Origin of the sequence: Pseudoalteromonas sp. MSK9-3 (assembly GCF_003590335.1) — a bacterium.
Classification (GTDB): Bacteria; Pseudomonadota; Gammaproteobacteria; order Enterobacterales; family Alteromonadaceae; genus Pseudoalteromonas.
The window spans coordinates 58,589-75,638 of record NZ_MIET01000070.1 but is presented as its reverse complement, the minus strand read 5'-3'; the positions used below and the strand labels follow the sequence as shown (position 1 = coordinate 75,638).

15 protein-coding genes are annotated in these 17,050 nt (G+C 41.9%); 4 read left to right on the top strand and 11 right to left on the bottom strand.

The window, feature by feature from the left end; translation table 11 throughout:
* The first annotated feature begins 22 nt into the window (after positions 1–22).
* Entirely contained in the window at positions 23–379 is a 357-nt protein-coding gene (locus BGP78_RS21025; protein WP_119863228.1) for a HopJ type III effector protein, read from the top strand.
* A 17-nt stretch (positions 380–396) separates the two neighbouring features.
* On the opposite strand, the gene BGP78_RS21020 is transcribed toward BGP78_RS21025, so the two are convergent.
* Positions 397–699, bottom strand: coding sequence for a hypothetical protein (locus BGP78_RS21020; protein ID WP_119863227.1), 303 nt, complete (start codon positions 697–699; stop codon positions 397–399).
* A gap of 114 nt (positions 700–813) precedes the next feature.
* Between BGP78_RS21020 and BGP78_RS21015 the strand changes: the two genes are divergently transcribed.
* Positions 814–1,719, top strand: coding sequence for a LysR family transcriptional regulator (locus tag BGP78_RS21015; protein WP_119863226.1), 906 nt, complete (start codon positions 814–816; stop codon positions 1,717–1,719).
* Positions 1,720–1,867: 148 nt separating this feature from the next.
* On the opposite strand, the gene BGP78_RS21010 is transcribed toward BGP78_RS21015, so the two are convergent.
* Entirely contained in the window at positions 1,868–4,051 is a 2,184-nt protein-coding gene (locus BGP78_RS21010; protein ID WP_119863225.1) for an OsmC domain/YcaO domain-containing protein, read from the bottom strand.
* Between the two features lie 255 nt (positions 4,052–4,306).
* Positions 4,307–4,528, bottom strand: a complete 222-nt coding sequence (locus tag BGP78_RS21005) for a hypothetical protein (protein WP_119863224.1) — start codon at positions 4,526–4,528, stop codon at positions 4,307–4,309.
* 344 nt (positions 4,529–4,872) lie between these two features.
* Here BGP78_RS21005 and BGP78_RS21000 point away from each other — a divergent pair, with 344 nt between their 5' ends.
* Both BGP78_RS21000 and BGP78_RS20995 read left to right on the top strand, forming a co-directional pair.
* Entirely contained in the window at positions 4,873–6,669 is a 1,797-nt protein-coding gene (locus BGP78_RS21000) for a S8 family serine peptidase (protein ID WP_119863223.1), read from the top strand.
* Positions 6,670–6,679: 10 nt separating this feature from the next.
* The gene (locus BGP78_RS20995) at positions 6,680–7,105 is read left to right on the top strand and encodes a hypothetical protein (RefSeq protein ID WP_119863222.1); all 426 of its coding nucleotides are present in this window, start codon (positions 6,680–6,682) and stop codon (positions 7,103–7,105) included.
* A gap of 434 nt (positions 7,106–7,539) precedes the next feature.
* Here BGP78_RS20995 and BGP78_RS20990 read toward each other — a convergent pair whose 3' ends face one another.
* The 8 genes from BGP78_RS20990 to BGP78_RS20955 form a co-directional block, all read right to left on the bottom strand.
* Positions 7,540–10,605 (bottom strand): efflux RND transporter permease subunit, encoded by a 3,066-nt coding sequence (locus BGP78_RS20990; protein ID WP_119863221.1) that lies wholly within the window; start codon positions 10,603–10,605, stop codon positions 7,540–7,542.
* 1 nt (position 10,606) lies between these two features.
* A complete protein-coding gene (locus BGP78_RS20985) occupies positions 10,607–11,662 on the bottom strand; it encodes an efflux RND transporter periplasmic adaptor subunit (RefSeq protein WP_119863220.1) in 1,056 nt (351 codons plus the stop codon).
* A gap of 90 nt (positions 11,663–11,752) precedes the next feature.
* Complete coding sequence (locus BGP78_RS20980) at positions 11,753–12,580, bottom strand: formyltransferase family protein (protein ID WP_119863219.1); 828 nt, start codon at positions 12,578–12,580, stop codon at positions 11,753–11,755.
* 2 nt (positions 12,581–12,582) lie between these two features.
* A complete protein-coding gene (locus tag BGP78_RS20975) occupies positions 12,583–13,695 on the bottom strand; it encodes an acyl-CoA/acyl-ACP dehydrogenase (RefSeq protein WP_119863218.1) in 1,113 nt (370 codons plus the stop codon).
* Positions 13,695–14,144, bottom strand: coding sequence for a type II toxin-antitoxin system RatA family toxin (locus BGP78_RS20970; protein WP_182912355.1), 450 nt, complete (start codon positions 14,142–14,144; stop codon positions 13,695–13,697). The genes BGP78_RS20975 and BGP78_RS20970 overlap by 1 nt, the downstream gene beginning before the upstream one ends.
* Positions 14,141–15,367: an aspartate aminotransferase family protein gene (locus tag BGP78_RS20965; protein WP_119863216.1), complete on the bottom strand. Its 1,227-nt coding sequence runs from the start codon at positions 15,365–15,367 to the stop codon at positions 14,141–14,143. The genes BGP78_RS20970 and BGP78_RS20965 overlap by 4 nt, the downstream gene beginning before the upstream one ends.
* Positions 15,367–16,383 carry an SDR family oxidoreductase gene (locus BGP78_RS20960; RefSeq protein ID WP_119863215.1) on the bottom strand — a complete coding sequence of 339 codons (1,017 nt, stop codon included), beginning with the start codon at positions 16,381–16,383 and terminating at the stop codon, positions 15,367–15,369. Before BGP78_RS20960 ends, BGP78_RS20965 begins: the two co-directional genes overlap by 1 nt.
* Before the next feature lie 231 nt (positions 16,384–16,614).
* Positions 16,615–17,049 (bottom strand): GNAT family N-acetyltransferase, encoded by a 435-nt coding sequence (locus BGP78_RS20955; RefSeq protein ID WP_119863214.1) that lies wholly within the window; start codon positions 17,047–17,049, stop codon positions 16,615–16,617.
* Position 17,050 lies beyond the last annotated feature (1 nt).

Sequence of the window (17,050 nt, the reverse complement as noted above, 5' to 3'; positions counted from 1 at the left end):
ACCATAATTTTAGGGTAATAGCATGAAACTAGACATATTATTGCAATCTTTGAAAGACAATCCTGAGTCAGTCTCTTTCACACAAACTATGAGCGTGATAGACAGCTTATACCAATTTACAGCCACTTCATTTAAAAACAGTGGTGTGCACAATGAAGCAGGTACAAACTCTGGATCTTGTAAGATTTTTTCATTTGCCCAATTGCATAACTTAACAAAACAGCAAACATTACATTGCTTTGGCGACTATTACCGACAAGATGTGCTAGCGCACCCAGATGGAAATGACCATCAAAACATCCGCGCATTTTTGGCCAATCGAAATGGCCTAGAGGAAGTGCATTTTGATGCAGTGCCTCTAGCTGAAAGTGGCAAATAGCATTACGTTCAAGCGTATTACAATCCAAATTGCATCGCGCCACTATACAAACTACCTGGTACTGTGCTTGTTTGCCAAATACAGTACTTGGTATGCCCACTGTGGTCTATTTGGTAAATGGGGCATCCACACTGACTGCAAAATGCATGTTCAAATGCGTCTCCAACCTTTTTTACATATCGATGTATCATTTTATTAGGGTCGATCACCACCCCTACCGCATTAACAAAACGCAAATTGTCGTGCTCGCTTTGCAGTGGTGCATACTCTGAAAACACCTGATATTTCACTTCTTTACAAAAACACTGCTGCTCAATCATACTGACTCCTTGATATTTTGTTGCGTTAAGTAGCCATTATATTTATGCTATAAAGAAAATACAGAGGTAAAAAAGAAAGTATCTTTTTCTTTAACGGAAATAGTAAGGGCTATTATGAGACGAGAATGGGACAAACACCATCTACTGAATGTGTTCTATCAAGTGGTCGAAAAAGGATCCTTTTCTAAAGCAGCTGATCATCTCAATTTACCTAACTCCTCTGTCAGCAAAGCAGTATCACAACTTGAAAATCACTTAGGAAAAACCCTGTTACTGCGTACCACCCGAGCTTTGTCGATGACCGATGAAGGAGAAATTGTCTATAAGCGTGCACAAGGCTTACTTGAGGGGTTTAGAGCCTTAGAAGAAGAACTTGAAGAGCTCGATAGCACGCCAAAAGGCAAGCTACGTATAACCTTTCCGAATACACTAGGGCGGATGCTTTTTAGCCAAATTTGTAATGACTTCCTCAAAGCCTACCCAGATTTTGAACTAGAACTCATTTTTACCGCATCCTTGTTAGATTTAATAGATGAAAATATTGACGTGGCATTTCGCACTTGGTTTACCTTACCTGATAGCCCATTTTACAGTTTAAGCTTACTCAAAGTGAAACTACTGTTTGTTGCGTCACCTGACTATTTAGCACGTTTTGGCACCCCCAAAAGCTTAGAGTGTTTGACCAAGCATAATGTTCTCGTCACCCGTCACTCAACCCTCGAAAATGCGTGGGCACAAGATGACGGCACGCATCATACATTCAGCGGCAATTTAATTGCGAATAACCGGTTTCATATTAGGGAGGCCGTATTGGCAGGTATTGGCATAGGCATGTTACCTTCTTACTTTTGCCAAAAAGACATTAACCGCGGCGCCTTTGTAGAGTTATTACCAGAATTGAATCGGGGTCACAAAACGCTCGGGGCAATTTACCGCATGAAACGGGATAGCTCTAAAAAGCTCGACACCTTTTTAAGCTTTGTTGAACAGCGCCTAGCTGAATCTGAGATCCCTGAATAACATCATTGCGCTTTGGGCCAAATAAAACGATACATACTTGATACACAGATACTTACTGGCCTAAAAGGAACACTAGTTACTAAAAAGCCGACCTATTCATGATGAATATGTCGGCTTTAAAAAGACCACACTGAATGAGGTTCTGTGCTTACTTAGCGGCTTTCTCTGCGCGTGCTTGATGTAGTTTTTTATAACTGTCAATTAAGCGTAAGTGCTTATCAAGCCCTTCAAGTGCCATATTTGTTGGCGTCAAGCCATAAAATTTCACATCACCAGAGACTGAACCGATAGCATTTTCAATGACGTCTTGCCCAAACATTCTGGTAAAGTTGCCTTCAAAGTGCGCTAATTCAAGTTCGTCATCAAGACTCACTTCAAGTACCGCATGAACCGCTTGATAAAACAATCCGCGTGCCACGGTGTTATCGTTATATTGTAAGAACGAATCAACCAGCTCAATTGCCTCTTCTAACTCACCAAGTGCTAAATAAATGAGTATTTTAAGCTCTAATATGGTGACTTGGCCCCAGACCGTATTCTCATCGAACTCAACGCCAATTAAAGTGCGAATATCAATATAATTATCGAGCTGACTTTCCTCTAAACGTTCAACCAAGTCCGCTAGCGCATCGTCATCAAGTGTATGTAAATTTAAAATGTCTTCACGGTATTGCAACGCTTTATTGGTGTTATCCCAAATTAAATCTTCAACTGGGTACACTTCTGAGTAATCAGGTACTAGAATACGACACGCTACGCCTAAGTCTGAAAACTCTGCCACATACGCTTCTTTACCCAGCGTTTTCAAGATGCCAAACAACTGCTCACACTCTTGCTCGTTTGAACCAGAGAAATCCCACTCAACAAACGCATAATCATATTTAGTACTAAAGAAACGCCATGAGATCACACCAGTAGAGTCAATAAAGTGGTCAACAAAGTTTTCCGGCTCTGCGACTGCCATACTGTTAAAGGTTGGCTTTGGTACATCGTTCAGCCCTTCAAAGCTACGCCCTTGTAATAATTCAGTTAAACTGCGCTCAAGCGCAATTTCAAAGCTAGGGTGAGCACCAAATGAAGCAAATACACCACCTGTTTTTGGGTTCATTAGCGTTACACACATGACCGGGAACTGCCCACCTAACGAGGCGTCTTTCACAACAACCGGAAAGCCTTGTGCTTCAAGCCCTTCAATACCTTCTAAAATACCCGGGAATTTTTCAATAACTGAACGTGGTACGTCAGGCAAAACAATTTCTTGCTCAATAATCTGCCTTTTAACCGCGCGCTCAAATATTTCAGATAAACACTGTACTTTGGCTTCTTCAAAATTATTACCCGCACTCATACCATTACTTAAGAACAAGTTCTCAATTAAGTTTGATGGAAAGTATACCGTTTCACCATCTGATTGACGTACGTACGGAATTGAGCAAATACCACGCTCTACATTACCCGAGTTGGTGTCAATTAAGTGAGAGCCACGCAGCTCCCCTTCAGGGTTATAAATGTCTAAACAATGTTCATCAAGTATCTCTGCCGGTAATGCATCGCTTTCGTCCGGTTTAAACCACTTTTCATTCGGGTAATGTACAAACTCACTGTTCGCAATGTCTTGTCCCAAATATTGGTCATTATAGAAAAAGTTACAGTTCAAACGCTCGATAAATTCACCTAACGCTGAGCATAATGCACTTTCTTTTGTTGACCCTTTACCATTGGTAAAACACATCGGAGAAGCTGCATCGCGAATGTGTAACGACCACACATGTGGGACGATGTTGCGCCACGATGAAATCTCAATTTTCATGCCTAGCTCAGCCAAAATACCGGTCATGTCTGCAATAGTTTGCTCAAGGGGTAAGTCTTTACCCGCAATAAACGTGCTAGACCCATTATCAGCTTGCGTCATAAGCATAGCTTGCGCATCTTCATCTAAGTTCTCAACCGTTTCGATTTTAAACTCAGGGCCAGTTTGTACTACTTTTTTAACCGTACAACGCTCAATTGAGCGTAAAATACCTTCACGGTTTTTATCTGAAATACTCTCAGGTAACTCAACTTGAATTTGAAAAATTTGGTTGTAGCGGTCTTCAGGATCAACAATATTGTTTTGCGACAGACGGATACCATCAGTCGGAATATCTCGCGCTACACAATATACTTTAACAAAGTAAGCCGCACACAATGCAGAAGACGCTAAAAAGTAATCAAATGGGCTAGGTGCTGAGCCATCACCTTTATATCGAATTGGTTGATCGGCAACAACTGTAAAGTCATCAAACTTAGCTTCAAGTCTCAGGTTATCGAGAAAATTAACTTTAATTTCCATTGAGGTATTCCACGTTTGGTGTTGCGCGCGACGTAACGTATATCATGTTCAAACATAAACACACATAGCCTGCGAGCAAGCAAATCTAAATTAACGTAATTATCGGCTTTTTCTCGGCAATAGTCTTGGGTTAATTGCCAATCGCGGTAGAAATAAATTACTTTTTGCCTGAGTACGTTGAAATGCGACAAATCTAAGCGCCTTTTCGCACTACTTTTCGCACTATAAAGTACCGCAACTTGAGAGCAGTTAAGCTTACTCACACACCTTCAAGGTTTTATTATAACTACCACCGCTGTCCAAACATCCGTCCATTTGCCAAAAATCACCGTAAAAACTACTTCCGATTAACACACAGCTCACTAGCAATCCAAATAACCCAACCCTTTTCAGTTTAATATTTTTATATACAACCGCGCCCATTAAGACACTTACCGACACCACGAACAACAACACACTACTAATTATAATTGCCATATCAACACCCTTTCTACTTTGGTTTTTTAAAGAAGCCGCATTTTACGCTGATATATTTAATCGACTCTGAACTAGTGAGCATAAAACCAACATCAATAATATGGTGCAAAGTGGCGCGAGAGAAAAGCATACATTTGAAAAGAAAAGTGACCGAGTTCAAGAGTTTGAACATATATATCATCAGCCACAGTATTGGTCACTACTTAGAGTCAGCCAATAAAGCCTTTATAGAGTAAACACAGCTGCTAAGACAACCCCTTTGAAAAACAAAAAGTTAACTTTTTGTATTCATTAAAACCTTAATAAGGTACATTTCACTTTCATTAAATAAAAGAACAACATAAATGAAATTAAAATATACTTATTTGGCTGCAGTTATTGCAGCTTCCTGTAACGCTATGGCGAATGTTGACTACGTATTAAGAGAAGGTGATCCACTAACGAGTCAGCAATGGCATTTGCAAAATACCGGTCAAACAGCATTTTCTGATCGAGGCGGAAAAGCCGGAGAAGATATGAACCTTGACCTTACTCATGCCCTAGGCATATTAGGTGTAGGTGTAACAGCCGCCGTTATTGATGGTGGAGTGCAACTTGATCACCCCGATTTAGTCAACAACGTAAAACCCGGTTCATGGGATTTCTTAACTGATTCTGCTGATTTAAAACCAAGAGATGATAACGATACACACGGTACCGCAGTGGCCGGGATCATTGCAGCCTCAGCATATAACGGCATTGGCGGCCGTGGCGTCGCGCCACAAGCAGGGCTGGTTGGTTTCAACCTTTTACGCAAGTGGACCGAAGCTAATTGGCTACAGTCACATGGTTTGTATTCTGATGGATTCAATCGTTCATCTTTCGACTTTCCTCGTGTTTTTAACCAAAGTTATGGCGGCGCGCGTACCTCACCACAGCGTTACAACTATGAAGTAACGCCTTGGTTAAAACGCAATGATGACGCCCAAGAAGAGATCACGCGATATTCACATGGTGGCAAAGGCGCAATATTTGTAAAGTCTGCTGGTAATAGCTACCAATCTCAATCAATTACATTAAAAACTTATGGCCGTGGCCGTATTTACTTTGACAATGCCAACCAAGGCTTGCCGGTACAAAACTCTAACCTAGAAAGAATGGATGCCACTTATTGGAATTTAGTCGCATCGGCTTACAACGCTGATGGCGTAAAATCGTCTTATTCTGAGGTTGGTTCAAATATTTTTGTATCCGCACCAGGAGGTCAATATGGTACAACCTCGCCAGCCATTATTACCACTGACTTAACTGGCTGTGATAGAGGTCGAAACCCTGCTTATGGACGTAACGACCTACATGGTGGGCATGAACTAGATCCCAACTGCGATTACAATGCACGTATGAATGGGACTTCGTCCGCTGCGCCCAACGTTGCAGGTGCTATTGCATTAGTGATGTCGGCAAACCCTGCGTTAAATTGGCGCGATGTACGTCATATATTGGCATCTACCGCGCGAAAAATTGATGCAGAACACCCTGGCGTATCATTATCATTCACTCATAAAGAGGGTGATGAATTCCGTTACGATGCTATTCCTGCATGGCAAACAAATGCTGCTGGGTATGATTTTCACACCTTCTATGGTTTTGGCGCTGTAAACGTTGATGCAGCCGTGAATATGGCGCGTTTCTACTCAGCAGCTCTACCACCTTTAGAGATCACAGGTTGGCACTCTACCGTTGCCAATACTAAGATCCCTGACGGCACACTGACCGGTGTTGACAGCCACTTTGAACAAACAGAAGAACTCACTATAGAAACAGTTCAAATTCAGCTAAATGCTGAACACTCTAGTACCCGAGATGTTGCCGTAGAACTCATATCTCCATCAGGGACTAGAAGTGTACTTATGACACCACGCACAGGTACTATTTTTGGTCGTTCAGGTTTTACCGAAACTCAAATGCTGTCTCATAACTTCTATGGCGAGTCAGCTAAAGGTGTATGGACGTTACGTCTAATCGATACGCAAGGCCAAGATGAAAAATTCACCTTTAACCCTTCAGCATCAGGCAAGCCTAACGTGCGCTTTACACATAGAAATAACCAAGAAGATGGCACGCTTAATTCTTGGAAAATCCGTTTCATCGGTCATAAATAGGAGATAAATTATGAAAGCATTATTAATCCCAGCATTCGTTTTTATGGCGCAAGCAACAGCAGAGGAAATCTTAATTGCAGAGCCTGTGCAATTATCGGATCATACATTCCTTTCAAACGGTCAATCTTTTGCAAAAGTTGAAGGAGCAGATCTATCACCTACACTTTACGTTGGCGACCAAGTAGCGGAGCTTAATTCTCATGAGACGTATACATTAACCGGTGAAATTGTGGCTAAGCTGCCAACGTATGTAGTCGCTCAAAAAATAGCTGATTCATTAGGACTTTCGTTGATTTACACGCGTGAGCAGCGTGCTATTTTTAAAATAGACGACCAAACAATGGATTTATCGCTTGTGCTTGCTCAAGTTCAGAACCTTGATAGTGTTATATCAGCGCAACTTGGCATGAAGCCAGATGCTATAGAAGCAGAGTAATAAACGCGTGAGAATATGTATTAGCACATAGCGCTGATACATATTCTCTAATTTAACCTTATTCACAAATTCACCTGAATACATCTCAAAAGCACCGCCAACTAAATATTCATGGTGTTCCCAAAAAAAAACCATTTCGCTGACCACTTTCAAAACTTACACCCAGCTCAATAATTAAACACTGGTATTTGAGTATATCTTTATGTGTAACAAGCACTAAGCGCTAAATAGAAATAATATGCTGAAAAGAAAAAAGGCCGCAAAAGCGGCCAAACACATCATGGGTAGTGATGAGGGATAAGTGTGAAAACAAAGCCAGTTTACCTGTTTGATAATAAAATAAAATCATATTATTACAGTTAATAACATCGAAAAATACGAAGTGTTATTATTCAATAAACGCATTTATGTTGTTAACACCCTCACCAACCCATTTACTTGCTGCTCATGACTACAGGCTCTATATCGCTTACAGGTGCTGCTTTTATACATAATTTATACACTGCAGGCACAAAGAAAAAAGACAACACCGTCGTCAATACTGTACCACCAGCTATCGCAACAGCAAAAGGCGGCCAAAAGCCACCTCCAGCCAAGATAAGGGGCATAAATCCACCAACTGTCGTGATTGTGGTAGAGCTAATATGGCGCGTACAGGTCATCACGCTGTGCACCACTTTATTCACATCGCTACCAGCATTATTGGCTTTTAACTCAGATAAAATAACAATCGCCGCGTTAATGGCTAATCCCATTAAGCCTAACAATGCAATGATCACGGTAAAACCAAACGGATAGCCTGCAATATACACACTCAATAAGCCAAGCAGTGCTGACTGTACCGCCGTCACGAGTATGACAAGCGTTGTCGTAAACGAGTTAAACGTTAATACCAGTATAGTAATAAGCAACACCGCTATAACCCCTACTTGCCCCAATAACACGCCGACAGCTTCATCTCGCTGCTGCGATTCTCCACCTATTTCAATACGGTACCCCGCCGGCAGTGTTTGCTGTACCTCTTGCAATTGTTGCTGGATTTCATTTAATACTTTTTGAGGTAAGACACCGGCTTCAAGAAAAGCTTCAACAACATTGACTCGCTCGCCATTGCGACGATGAATCGTACTTTGTTCAGGTTCTAAGTTAACTTGCGCAAATGCGCCTAACAACAATGGTTGAGCACTCATAAACTGAGTCGCGTATAAATCGTCTATTGAGTTACTTTGCGCTTGTGAGGTACGCAACCTAACAGGTACCGTTTCTGTTTTCTCAAGAAGCGATGCCACAACGACCCCTTCTAACTGGGCTTGGAGTACAGTCGCAATATCGGTTAATTTAACACCTGTGTGGCTTAGCAGAGACTCATCTGCATTTAACACCACCTTTGCACTGCCCGACTCCAAAGTCGTTCTTGTGTGTGTTATTTGCTGATGTGCAATGAGTTCTGAGCGCAAACTTTGCCCTATTTCACCTAATACCGATAAATTAGGCCCATAGACTCGTAATTCTATCGGCGCATTAAACGGCGGCCCTTGCTCTAGTTTGCGCACCAGTGTTTGCGCTTGAGGAAACTCTCTATCTAATCCATATTGCAGCTTTTTGATGAGTGTATTGGCTGTTTCAAAGTCCGTTACTTTCACCATCGCTTGTGCATAATTTTTCGCGCCTTTATCACGCTGCATTAAATTGTAATAGAACAAGGGGATATTATTACCAATCATCCAGTTTAATTGCTCTATTCCCTCATGCTCAAGGATAAATTCCGACATCTGCGCCACATTTCTTCGTGTCGCAGCAATACTACTATTAGCCGATAGCCTCACCTCAATATGAAACATATCTCTATCAGCTGATGGAAAAAATTGCTCCGTTAGTTGGGTCGCCCCAAAAAAACCAGCAATAGGGAGTATCATTACCACTAAAATAGTTCTTCTTGGGCGCTCAATAGCGAAATACAGCAATGCTTTAAAGCGCTCAGAAAGACGCGGTAAACAAATACCATTATGTAATATGCCCTGCTGGCTCTTATCAGGCAAAAACCGCCCCGCAAAAACGGCAATCAGTGAGTGAGATATGACATAAGAGCCAACTAAAGCAAAAATAACGCTCAACGCTATTCCGCCAACAAATTCACCTGATTGTCCCGGCATCAGTACTATGGGCGCAAAGGCTAAAATAGTTGTCAAAGTGGAGCTCAGTAGAGGTAGCCAGAAATGATTGACCGCTTTTTTCACCGCCTTTAAAGCCGTCATTCCCTGTTGCCGGAAACGTGCAATTGAGTCAGTAATAACAATCGCGTTATCTACCATGATCCCCAGTGCTACCACTAAGCCAGTCACTGACATTTGATGAATAGGTAACCCATACATATTCATACAACCAAGCGTAAACAATACCGTTAACGGTAATGCCATGCCGACAATAACGGCCGCTTTAAACCCCAAAGTTAATAACAATACGGTGAGGATCAATACGAACCCAACGGCAATATTCTCAATTAATTCACCGAGCCGCGCTTCGGTATAGACTTTTTGATCAAATACATTATGTAAATCAATACTGTTGGGCAATGTCTTGTCAAAACGATGCAACGTATCATCAATCATTTCTGACCAACGATCGACCCTAAAATCGGGCTGCATTCTTATCCCTAAAAATACCCCTTGCTGACCATCAACCAGTGCTATTTCTCTACGAGGTGAACGTAATTCTCGACTAACCGTTGCAACATCAGCCAATACAAATTGTGCAATATCGTCGTTGCTAGACAGTGGGATAGCAGCAATACGTGCCAATGAGTCAAACGTACCATTTAATTCAATTTGCAAGTGCGCTTGACTATTGATCAATGCACCCGCAGCCACTTTTGGATCTGCGCCGCGAATAGCCTCAGCGATGTGTTGCAATGACACACCTGCAAGAGCCGCTTTATCCGTGTCATAAGTAACCCTTATCTCCTCTTCAACCCCACCAAATAAGTGCACAACCTCAACACCTGAGGTATTGGTAAGCTGGTTTTTTAACTCTTTCGCATAGCGGTTCAAGCTCATTAACGACGATTTACTCTCTTCACCTGTTATGGCGACAATTTTGGTATAAGCGTAGCCTCTGTCGTCTTCAAGTACCGATAAACTCGCTTGTTCAGGCAACTGTGATTGTGCATCAGCGAGTAAATCCCGTAACCGAGACCATACTGGGATCACCTCTGTCACTTCATCCTTTAATTCAATGCTGATAACCGATATACCGGCGCGCGACATACCAATCATATTTTTTATTTCGGCTTGAGACTTTAGCTTAAGCTCTAATTTTTCAGTAACTTGCGCTTCAACACGACTCGCTGTAGCGCCGGGTAAATAGGTGGAGATAATGGCAAACCGATTGATGATCCTTGGGTCTTCACTGCGCGGTAAATTATTCAATGCTGAAAACCCAGTCACAATCAGCAGCGCAATGAGTAAAGCTTGTAATCGACCGTTAGCAAATAAAAACTGCATACTACAAACTCCGGCTACTGAGCGTTTGAACGACTTCTACCGTAATATTCGCTGCCACTTTATGTAACCCATTTGCCACAATCAGAGGGTGCTCACTCAACGCACCACTTACATAAGCATATTCTCCATCGGTATAATGCACATTCACCGCAATTGAGTTTATCGTATTATCTTTTACACCATATACTTGCCAAGTACCTCGTACCCCATCTGTTAAAGCGCTCAATGGGATCCAAAAACCTGGCTGTTCAGTAAAAGTGGTTATAACCATACGTGCAAGCTCTCCCGCATAAACGGGCGCGTCATCTGGCAATTCAAACCGCATCATCAAAGTGCGAGATACACTATCAACCTGGGCTCCTCGGCTCAGTAATTTTGCGCGATACTGCGCTTGCGATACTGCAACCATCATGGTGTCATTAATCGCATGCTGTAAAGACATTGGCACACCTAGAACAACTTGAGATTTATTCTGTTCGAGTAACGTCACCATCGCCTGACCGGAGCTGGCAATTTCACCCAAATGTACATGTCTTTGGGCTATCAACCCTGAAAACGGAGCCACCAATTGTGCTTTTTTCAGTCTAACTGCAACAGACTGTAAATTGGCATCCAATAACGCATGTTCCGCTGTAATAACCTCAATTTTTGTCGTCACTTCATCAAGTTGCTGAGCCGCCGAATAATTCTTTTTGCTCAGTTTTTCAAATCGTTTTTGCTCTATTTTCGCTAATTTCAATTGCGCATAAAGCTTTGCTTTCTCAGCTTCCAATTGCAACTTTTCAATTTCAAGCAGCTGGGTGTCTTGGGTGGCGATCACCTGCCCTGTATCAACCCACTCACCTTGATCAAAATGTATCGATTGAACCTTACCTGAAAACTCGAAGCTCAAACTTGCTTCATGTTGCTTAATGACTTTGCCCGTCACGGCACGCACTTGTGTATAACCAGGCTCAAGTTTTAAAGTATATGCCGCAATAGGCAGTGACTTTTTTTCATCAGCCGCAACAACATAGCTGCACCATAAAACATTAAGTAAGAGAACGAGTAACTTCACTGTGGTTCCTTGTTGAATAAAAATAACCGTTTAAAGGCTAAACGCCTGCAACATGCATAAATTTAGCTTAATATAATTAGCTCAGCGGCCTTATTGAGGACTGTCCAGCATCATTTTAGCAATATCGCCAACGCGTAAAAACGGTAATTGTCGCACTTTTAACGCTTTTAAATGTGCTTTATTAGGATAAGAATAATAACTTTCAGTCGCGCAAGTGTACGGCGAAAGTGTATTCAAGTCATCAGATAACAATGCCATTACTTGCGGGTAAAATACAATGAATTGATCGCATACCGTACGATCTAATTGCAGTAAGCAGCTTGGCTCTTGGCATTCTACAGCACATTGTGCAATAAGTGGGCCCGCATCTATTTCTGTGTTGGTCACCCAATGTGCCGACAAGCCATATTTTTGTTCATTATATAAATAACTAAACAAAACAGGGAACAAGCCTCTACAACTTGGCAAAAATGCAGGATGGAAATTCACAACCCCAATGTTCGGGGCCTCTATCATCGCCTCATGTAAAATCTGATCAAAATAAAATATGGATAATAAGTCTATTTGCTGGCGCTTTACCTCAGCCACAGCCTCTTTTGAATTAATATCTTTCACTTTAATACAGGGTATCTGATATTCAGCACACACTTGCTCAATACTGGGTAAAGGCTTTTTACCAAATACCTTCGCTGTAAAACGCATAATAGGCATCGCTGTCATCTTGATACACAAGTAATTGACAAACCCCATACCGCGCAATCGTAAATTACGAGCAAACTGAGTGAAAAAACCACCATTTCTGTGGGAGTATGGATCACTTAATATTACTAACTTTATATCGCGATGGTGACGGCGCAATACCGTTACCATCGCGTTTTGAGTTGCAACATTTTCTATATTAGAAAGTGCAATTCGCATTTTTATACCATCACCAAAAGTTGATTATCATAATATGCGGCCAGTGGCGCTATCATACTGTGCTTAGCAGGCGGGTGAAAATTAAAGGCATGAATCGTCTGCGCTATACTTGAAAAATAGTTATCACCAATATAATTAAGGCCTCCGACTTTTTCCATCACCTGTGCAGTGACTTGCGTTAGCACCTCTTGTAAATGATATCGACAGGCCAACACTTGCGATAATGTATCTTGCGTTTGGTCATGCATATCATACGTGATTGCTTTTAGTGCAAGCGCACCGGTATCAAGCTTGATATAAGCAGCCACGGTGTCTTGATCACATAAGCGCCCACGCTTTTTCGCTTCGTCCACAAGCCCGTACACCATGCCTAGATACGACGCAGTTGTCAGTAACTCAAACCACACAAAGCCACAAATATGCGCATGATAAGCCATATTCTCATCAACATTAACGAGCATACTGTGAGGTACATACACCTCATTTAACTGTACCGCTTCACTTTGACTGGCTTTAAGGAAGTTTGCGCCCCAAAACGGCTCTATATTAACGCCGTCATTCTCTTTATGAATGAGTGCAACCGCAAAATAGGGGTCTGCGTCTTCAGGTTCAACACGCACACTCGCTGTTAATAAATCCATATCATGGGCTAAACTACAGGGTTTTTTAGTGCCAGTTACAATAAACCCTTTTCCACTTGGTTTAGCAATGATCTGGCTTTTAAGGATACTTTTAGATGTATTTCCTTCGCTGAATGCCGATGACACCAACAAATCATTTTTGGCAATTGCCTCTAATAAGAGCGACTCCAGACCCGTACTGGTTTTAGCCATTTCTTGTAACGTTGCAATAGAAAACTGATGCATACCGGCACCAATGGCCAAAGACGGAGACAGTGCCCCTAACCCCAGCTGAACCAAAACGCCTTGCCATGGGGTTAGCTCGACGCCCCCATAACACTTTTTAACCATTAAGCGACAACCACCACTGTCTTTAAACCAACTGATGACGGGGCTATGCTCAGCTTCGTTATCACTAAAATTTTGCGACGCTAATTTCTCTTTCAACCCGGGCAAGAAATTGTCTAAGCTCGCGTAAGCATCTGTTAAAATCATTACGCAGGCTCACCTTCTGTTTCAGTAATAAATAGCTCGGTCAGCATGTTATTTATATTGTTGGTAATCGCCGTTTCTGCAATCGGCTCAAGAATATCTGCGAGAGTGGGGATCCCCATACAAAATGACGCCTCAAAGCAAACTTTTGCACGATTTGAAGACACGGTCTCCACAATCCAACGACCATAGAACTCTTCCGCATCACCTTCAAGCTGATTAAAATCTATCGTAAGTTCTTGGTTATTAAAAATGTCTTTTTCACGCCAACACATTTCACCATCATGAAAATGGACTTTCCACGTTGAGTCACTCTGCGTATCAGATATTTTGTTCACATCAATACTGATCACGGCTGCACAGTGTTTTTCAAACTGTTTAAAATCAGAAATCGTTTTATAAGCTTGCTCTGCAGATACAGGTAATTGTTTTTCAATAGTGACGCGTCTCATGATGTTTGCTCCATAGCAGTTAATGACGAAAAGGCGGCAGCACATGCCGTGGTTAGTTGTTCAATTTGAGAAAGACTCAGCAATGCACTGGGCGTTAGGCGCACGGTCGTGGCATTACTCAGCGAATGACTGGTAATAATGTTATGTTGCAGTAAAGACAAAGTAAGTTGGCCTGCACGAGCTGGGGTTTGTGCATCTAAACCTATCAATAAGCCTTTGCCCCTCACGATGATGCCCGCAGGTTCTGCAAGCGGCGTGAGATTTTCAATAATGGCATCACCGATTGCTTTTGCTTTTGCTGAAATATTATCCCGAGCCAGAATCTCTAGAGTTTTAATTGCTGCTGCTAAAGCAATGGGAGAGCCCCCAAAGGTGCTGCTGTGCAACATGAAATCTTTATTAAGAGGCTCAAATGCGGCCGCAGTCGCAACCACTGCGGCGCAGGGTATAACCCCGCCACTTAGCCCTTTACCTACCAGCATAATATCCGGTGTCACTTGATAGGCCTCTATTGCCCAATCATACCCAGTTCTAGCTAAGCCTGACTGGATCTCATCGGCAATAAACAGCCCGTTATTCTCTTTACATAGCTCACTGACTAAGCGCACAAACTCAACTGACAACGGGTAAACACCGCCTTCGCCTTGTACAGGTTCAAGGATAACTGCATAGGTATCTTGACTATTTTCAAAACAACTAGACAGCGCTGTCATGTCGTCGCGCTCAATAAAAATAACATCATCAAACAAAGGCTCAAATGGCGCTCTAAAAGCCTCGCGATGCGTCACGCTTAGTGCGCCTAACGTTTTGCCGTGATAACTCCCAGTGAGTGCTATTATTTTATTGCAGCCATTCGCTCGCGCCAGTTTCAAAGCTAACTCAGTAGACTCAGCACCAGAGTTTGTAAAAAAAGTATACTCTAATGACGCTGGACTAAAATCAGCCAGTTTTTGACTCGCAATCGCCAGTGTATCGTTGACCAATGTCCTGCTACTCATTGGTAACATATTGAGTTGCTCAGTGACACTGTGTATCACTTCCGGGTGACGGTGGCCTAAAATAAAGACGCCAAACCCACCACAATCTAAATACGTTTTACCTTGGGTATCGACAATTTCACACCCCTGAGCACAATGTTCAATCGGTAAATTCATCATACTCGATAGCCGTGCTTTTGAACGATTGCTATGAGACTTTAATGCCTTTAGCGTTTCCTCTTTCATTACGCTTCCCCGGCCACTAACAGCTCACTGAGAGGATGGACGTCATCAAATGCAGCGATGTTCTTTACTATTACCTCAGGAATATCGAATGGCTCAGGGCCCTGATCATAGGCACCGAGTTTGTCAAGATCGGAACTAAAGCCCTCACTCATATCTAGGTATTTTAAATAAATGGAGGTTTCTTCAAACATACGTTTATATCGACGGGGCAATGCAGGTAAAAATACCGGCTTGATCAGTCGTTCAAATGTGGTCGGATTGATCAATTTAGGCGGCTTAAATTTCACTTGATAGCGCTCAAAGTAATCGGGATTAGTGCCAATTGTTAACATTTGGCCTAAGGTACTGGCGTCATCACCAGCGGTTAACCAAAACTCACCAGAGAGGTTGTTATCAACAACGGTTAAAATACCACTGGCCACTGTATCTCTGGGAATAACATCTACTAAGGTACTGGCATCGCCCGGTACAACAGGAATAACCTCTTTTGTAGCCAATTTAAGCATATTATGCATGCCTTGTTTTTTGGGCATAATACCTTTGATGCTATCGCCAATAATGACGGATGGTCGGATCACGGTCACATCATCATCCAACGATGATTCCGCTAATTTCTTACTGTGTTCATAATTATTAAATGCATGACCATTTCGCCCTTGCACAAATGCAGTGCTGATATAAATTAACTTAGCATTGAGCTTATTTGCCAGTGCTTTAGCATGCTGCAAGCCTGCTATATTAATATCAGCCAATACCTCGGCATCGGCGGTAAAGTCCGTTAACGCCGCACTGTGGATCAATACATCGATTTCGTTTAATTGTGCAAGCTCTTGTGCACCTAAACCAAAATCAGGCTTGGAAATATCACCTTTTATTTGCTGACTAACGCCAGTTGGCAATGTACTAAAGCGTTGTCGGTTAACCAAAATAGACACTTGGTCATCCTCATTCAACTGCTCAAGAATAGATAGTCCAACAACTCCGGTTGCACCAGTAAGAAAAAAACGACGTGACATTACTGCTCCTTCAATCACATACTAAAATACGGTACCACTTACAGTAAGCGATACGCGGTATATTTAATTGTGTATTTAAATTAGGACCGTAATGATAATTGTTTGCAGGTAAAAATAAAATAACTTTATTTACTAAATTTTTACAAATGCAATCATAATGTATTATTTAAGCTTAATTTTTGACACTGAGAAAGGAAAAAATCATTATCTTTTCGCTAATTTAGAGCTGAGCTAAAGGTTTTTCCTAAAGGTAATTTTACTATCACTGCCATCATCCAGTTGTTTGCACTTTACAATCTGGTAATCATGCGCGATCAACATCTGTAACATACGCTTAAAACGGTTCATTGATTTAACCTCAATGGCTTGATAAGCACGCGCTCTTACCTTGTCTTCTTGTCGTAAAAGCAGCCCTTTAGCAATGCCTTGACCTCTAAACTCTGGCAACACGGCACCAAGCCAACTGTAGAATAGCGAGCCACTTTTTGCATAACCAAGCTTATAACCAACCGGTTGCTCATTAACATAAGCCACCAGCAATATATATGAGCGGGCATATATTTTTTCATTGATCTCTGCATATGATTTTGGAGAAGAAAATTCAGGGATGTTATTCTCAATACACATCAACTCGTTAACAGTGCCCTCTTTAATAATATAGTTCATC

What these genes read in the sequence shown, in the direction of transcription:
- BGP78_RS21025 (WP_119863228.1), top strand. Translation starts at nt 23, where the DNA reads ATGAAACTAGACATATTATTGCAATCTTTGAAAGACAATCCTGAGTCA.
- BGP78_RS21020 (WP_119863227.1), bottom strand. Translation starts at nt 699, where the DNA reads ATGATTGAGCAGCAGTGTTTTTGTAAAGAAGTGAAATATCAGGTGTTT.
- BGP78_RS21015 (WP_119863226.1), top strand. Translation starts at nt 814, where the DNA reads ATGAGACGAGAATGGGACAAACACCATCTACTGAATGTGTTCTATCAA.
- BGP78_RS21010 (WP_119863225.1), bottom strand. Translation starts at nt 4,051, where the DNA reads ATGGAAATTAAAGTTAATTTTCTCGATAACCTGAGACTTGAAGCTAAG.
- BGP78_RS21005 (WP_119863224.1), bottom strand. Translation starts at nt 4,528, where the DNA reads ATGGCAATTATAATTAGTAGTGTGTTGTTGTTCGTGGTGTCGGTAAGT.
- BGP78_RS21000 (WP_119863223.1), top strand. Translation starts at nt 4,873, where the DNA reads ATGAAATTAAAATATACTTATTTGGCTGCAGTTATTGCAGCTTCCTGT.
- BGP78_RS20995 (WP_119863222.1), top strand. Translation starts at nt 6,680, where the DNA reads ATGAAAGCATTATTAATCCCAGCATTCGTTTTTATGGCGCAAGCAACA.
- BGP78_RS20990 (WP_119863221.1), bottom strand. Translation starts at nt 10,605, where the DNA reads ATGCAGTTTTTATTTGCTAACGGTCGATTACAAGCTTTACTCATTGCG.
- BGP78_RS20980 (WP_119863219.1), bottom strand. Translation starts at nt 12,580, where the DNA reads ATGCGAATTGCACTTTCTAATATAGAAAATGTTGCAACTCAAAACGCG.
- BGP78_RS20975 (WP_119863218.1), bottom strand. Translation starts at nt 13,695, where the DNA reads ATGATTTTAACAGATGCTTACGCGAGCTTAGACAATTTCTTGCCCGGG.
- BGP78_RS20970 (WP_182912355.1), bottom strand. Translation starts at nt 14,144, where the DNA reads ATGAGACGCGTCACTATTGAAAAACAATTACCTGTATCTGCAGAGCAA.
- BGP78_RS20965 (WP_119863216.1), bottom strand. Translation starts at nt 15,367, where the DNA reads ATGAAAGAGGAAACGCTAAAGGCATTAAAGTCTCATAGCAATCGTTCA.
- BGP78_RS20960 (WP_119863215.1), bottom strand. Translation starts at nt 16,383, where the DNA reads ATGTCACGTCGTTTTTTTCTTACTGGTGCAACCGGAGTTGTTGGACTA.
- BGP78_RS20955 (WP_119863214.1), bottom strand. Translation starts at nt 17,049, where the DNA reads ATGAACTATATTATTAAAGAGGGCACTGTTAACGAGTTGATGTGTATT.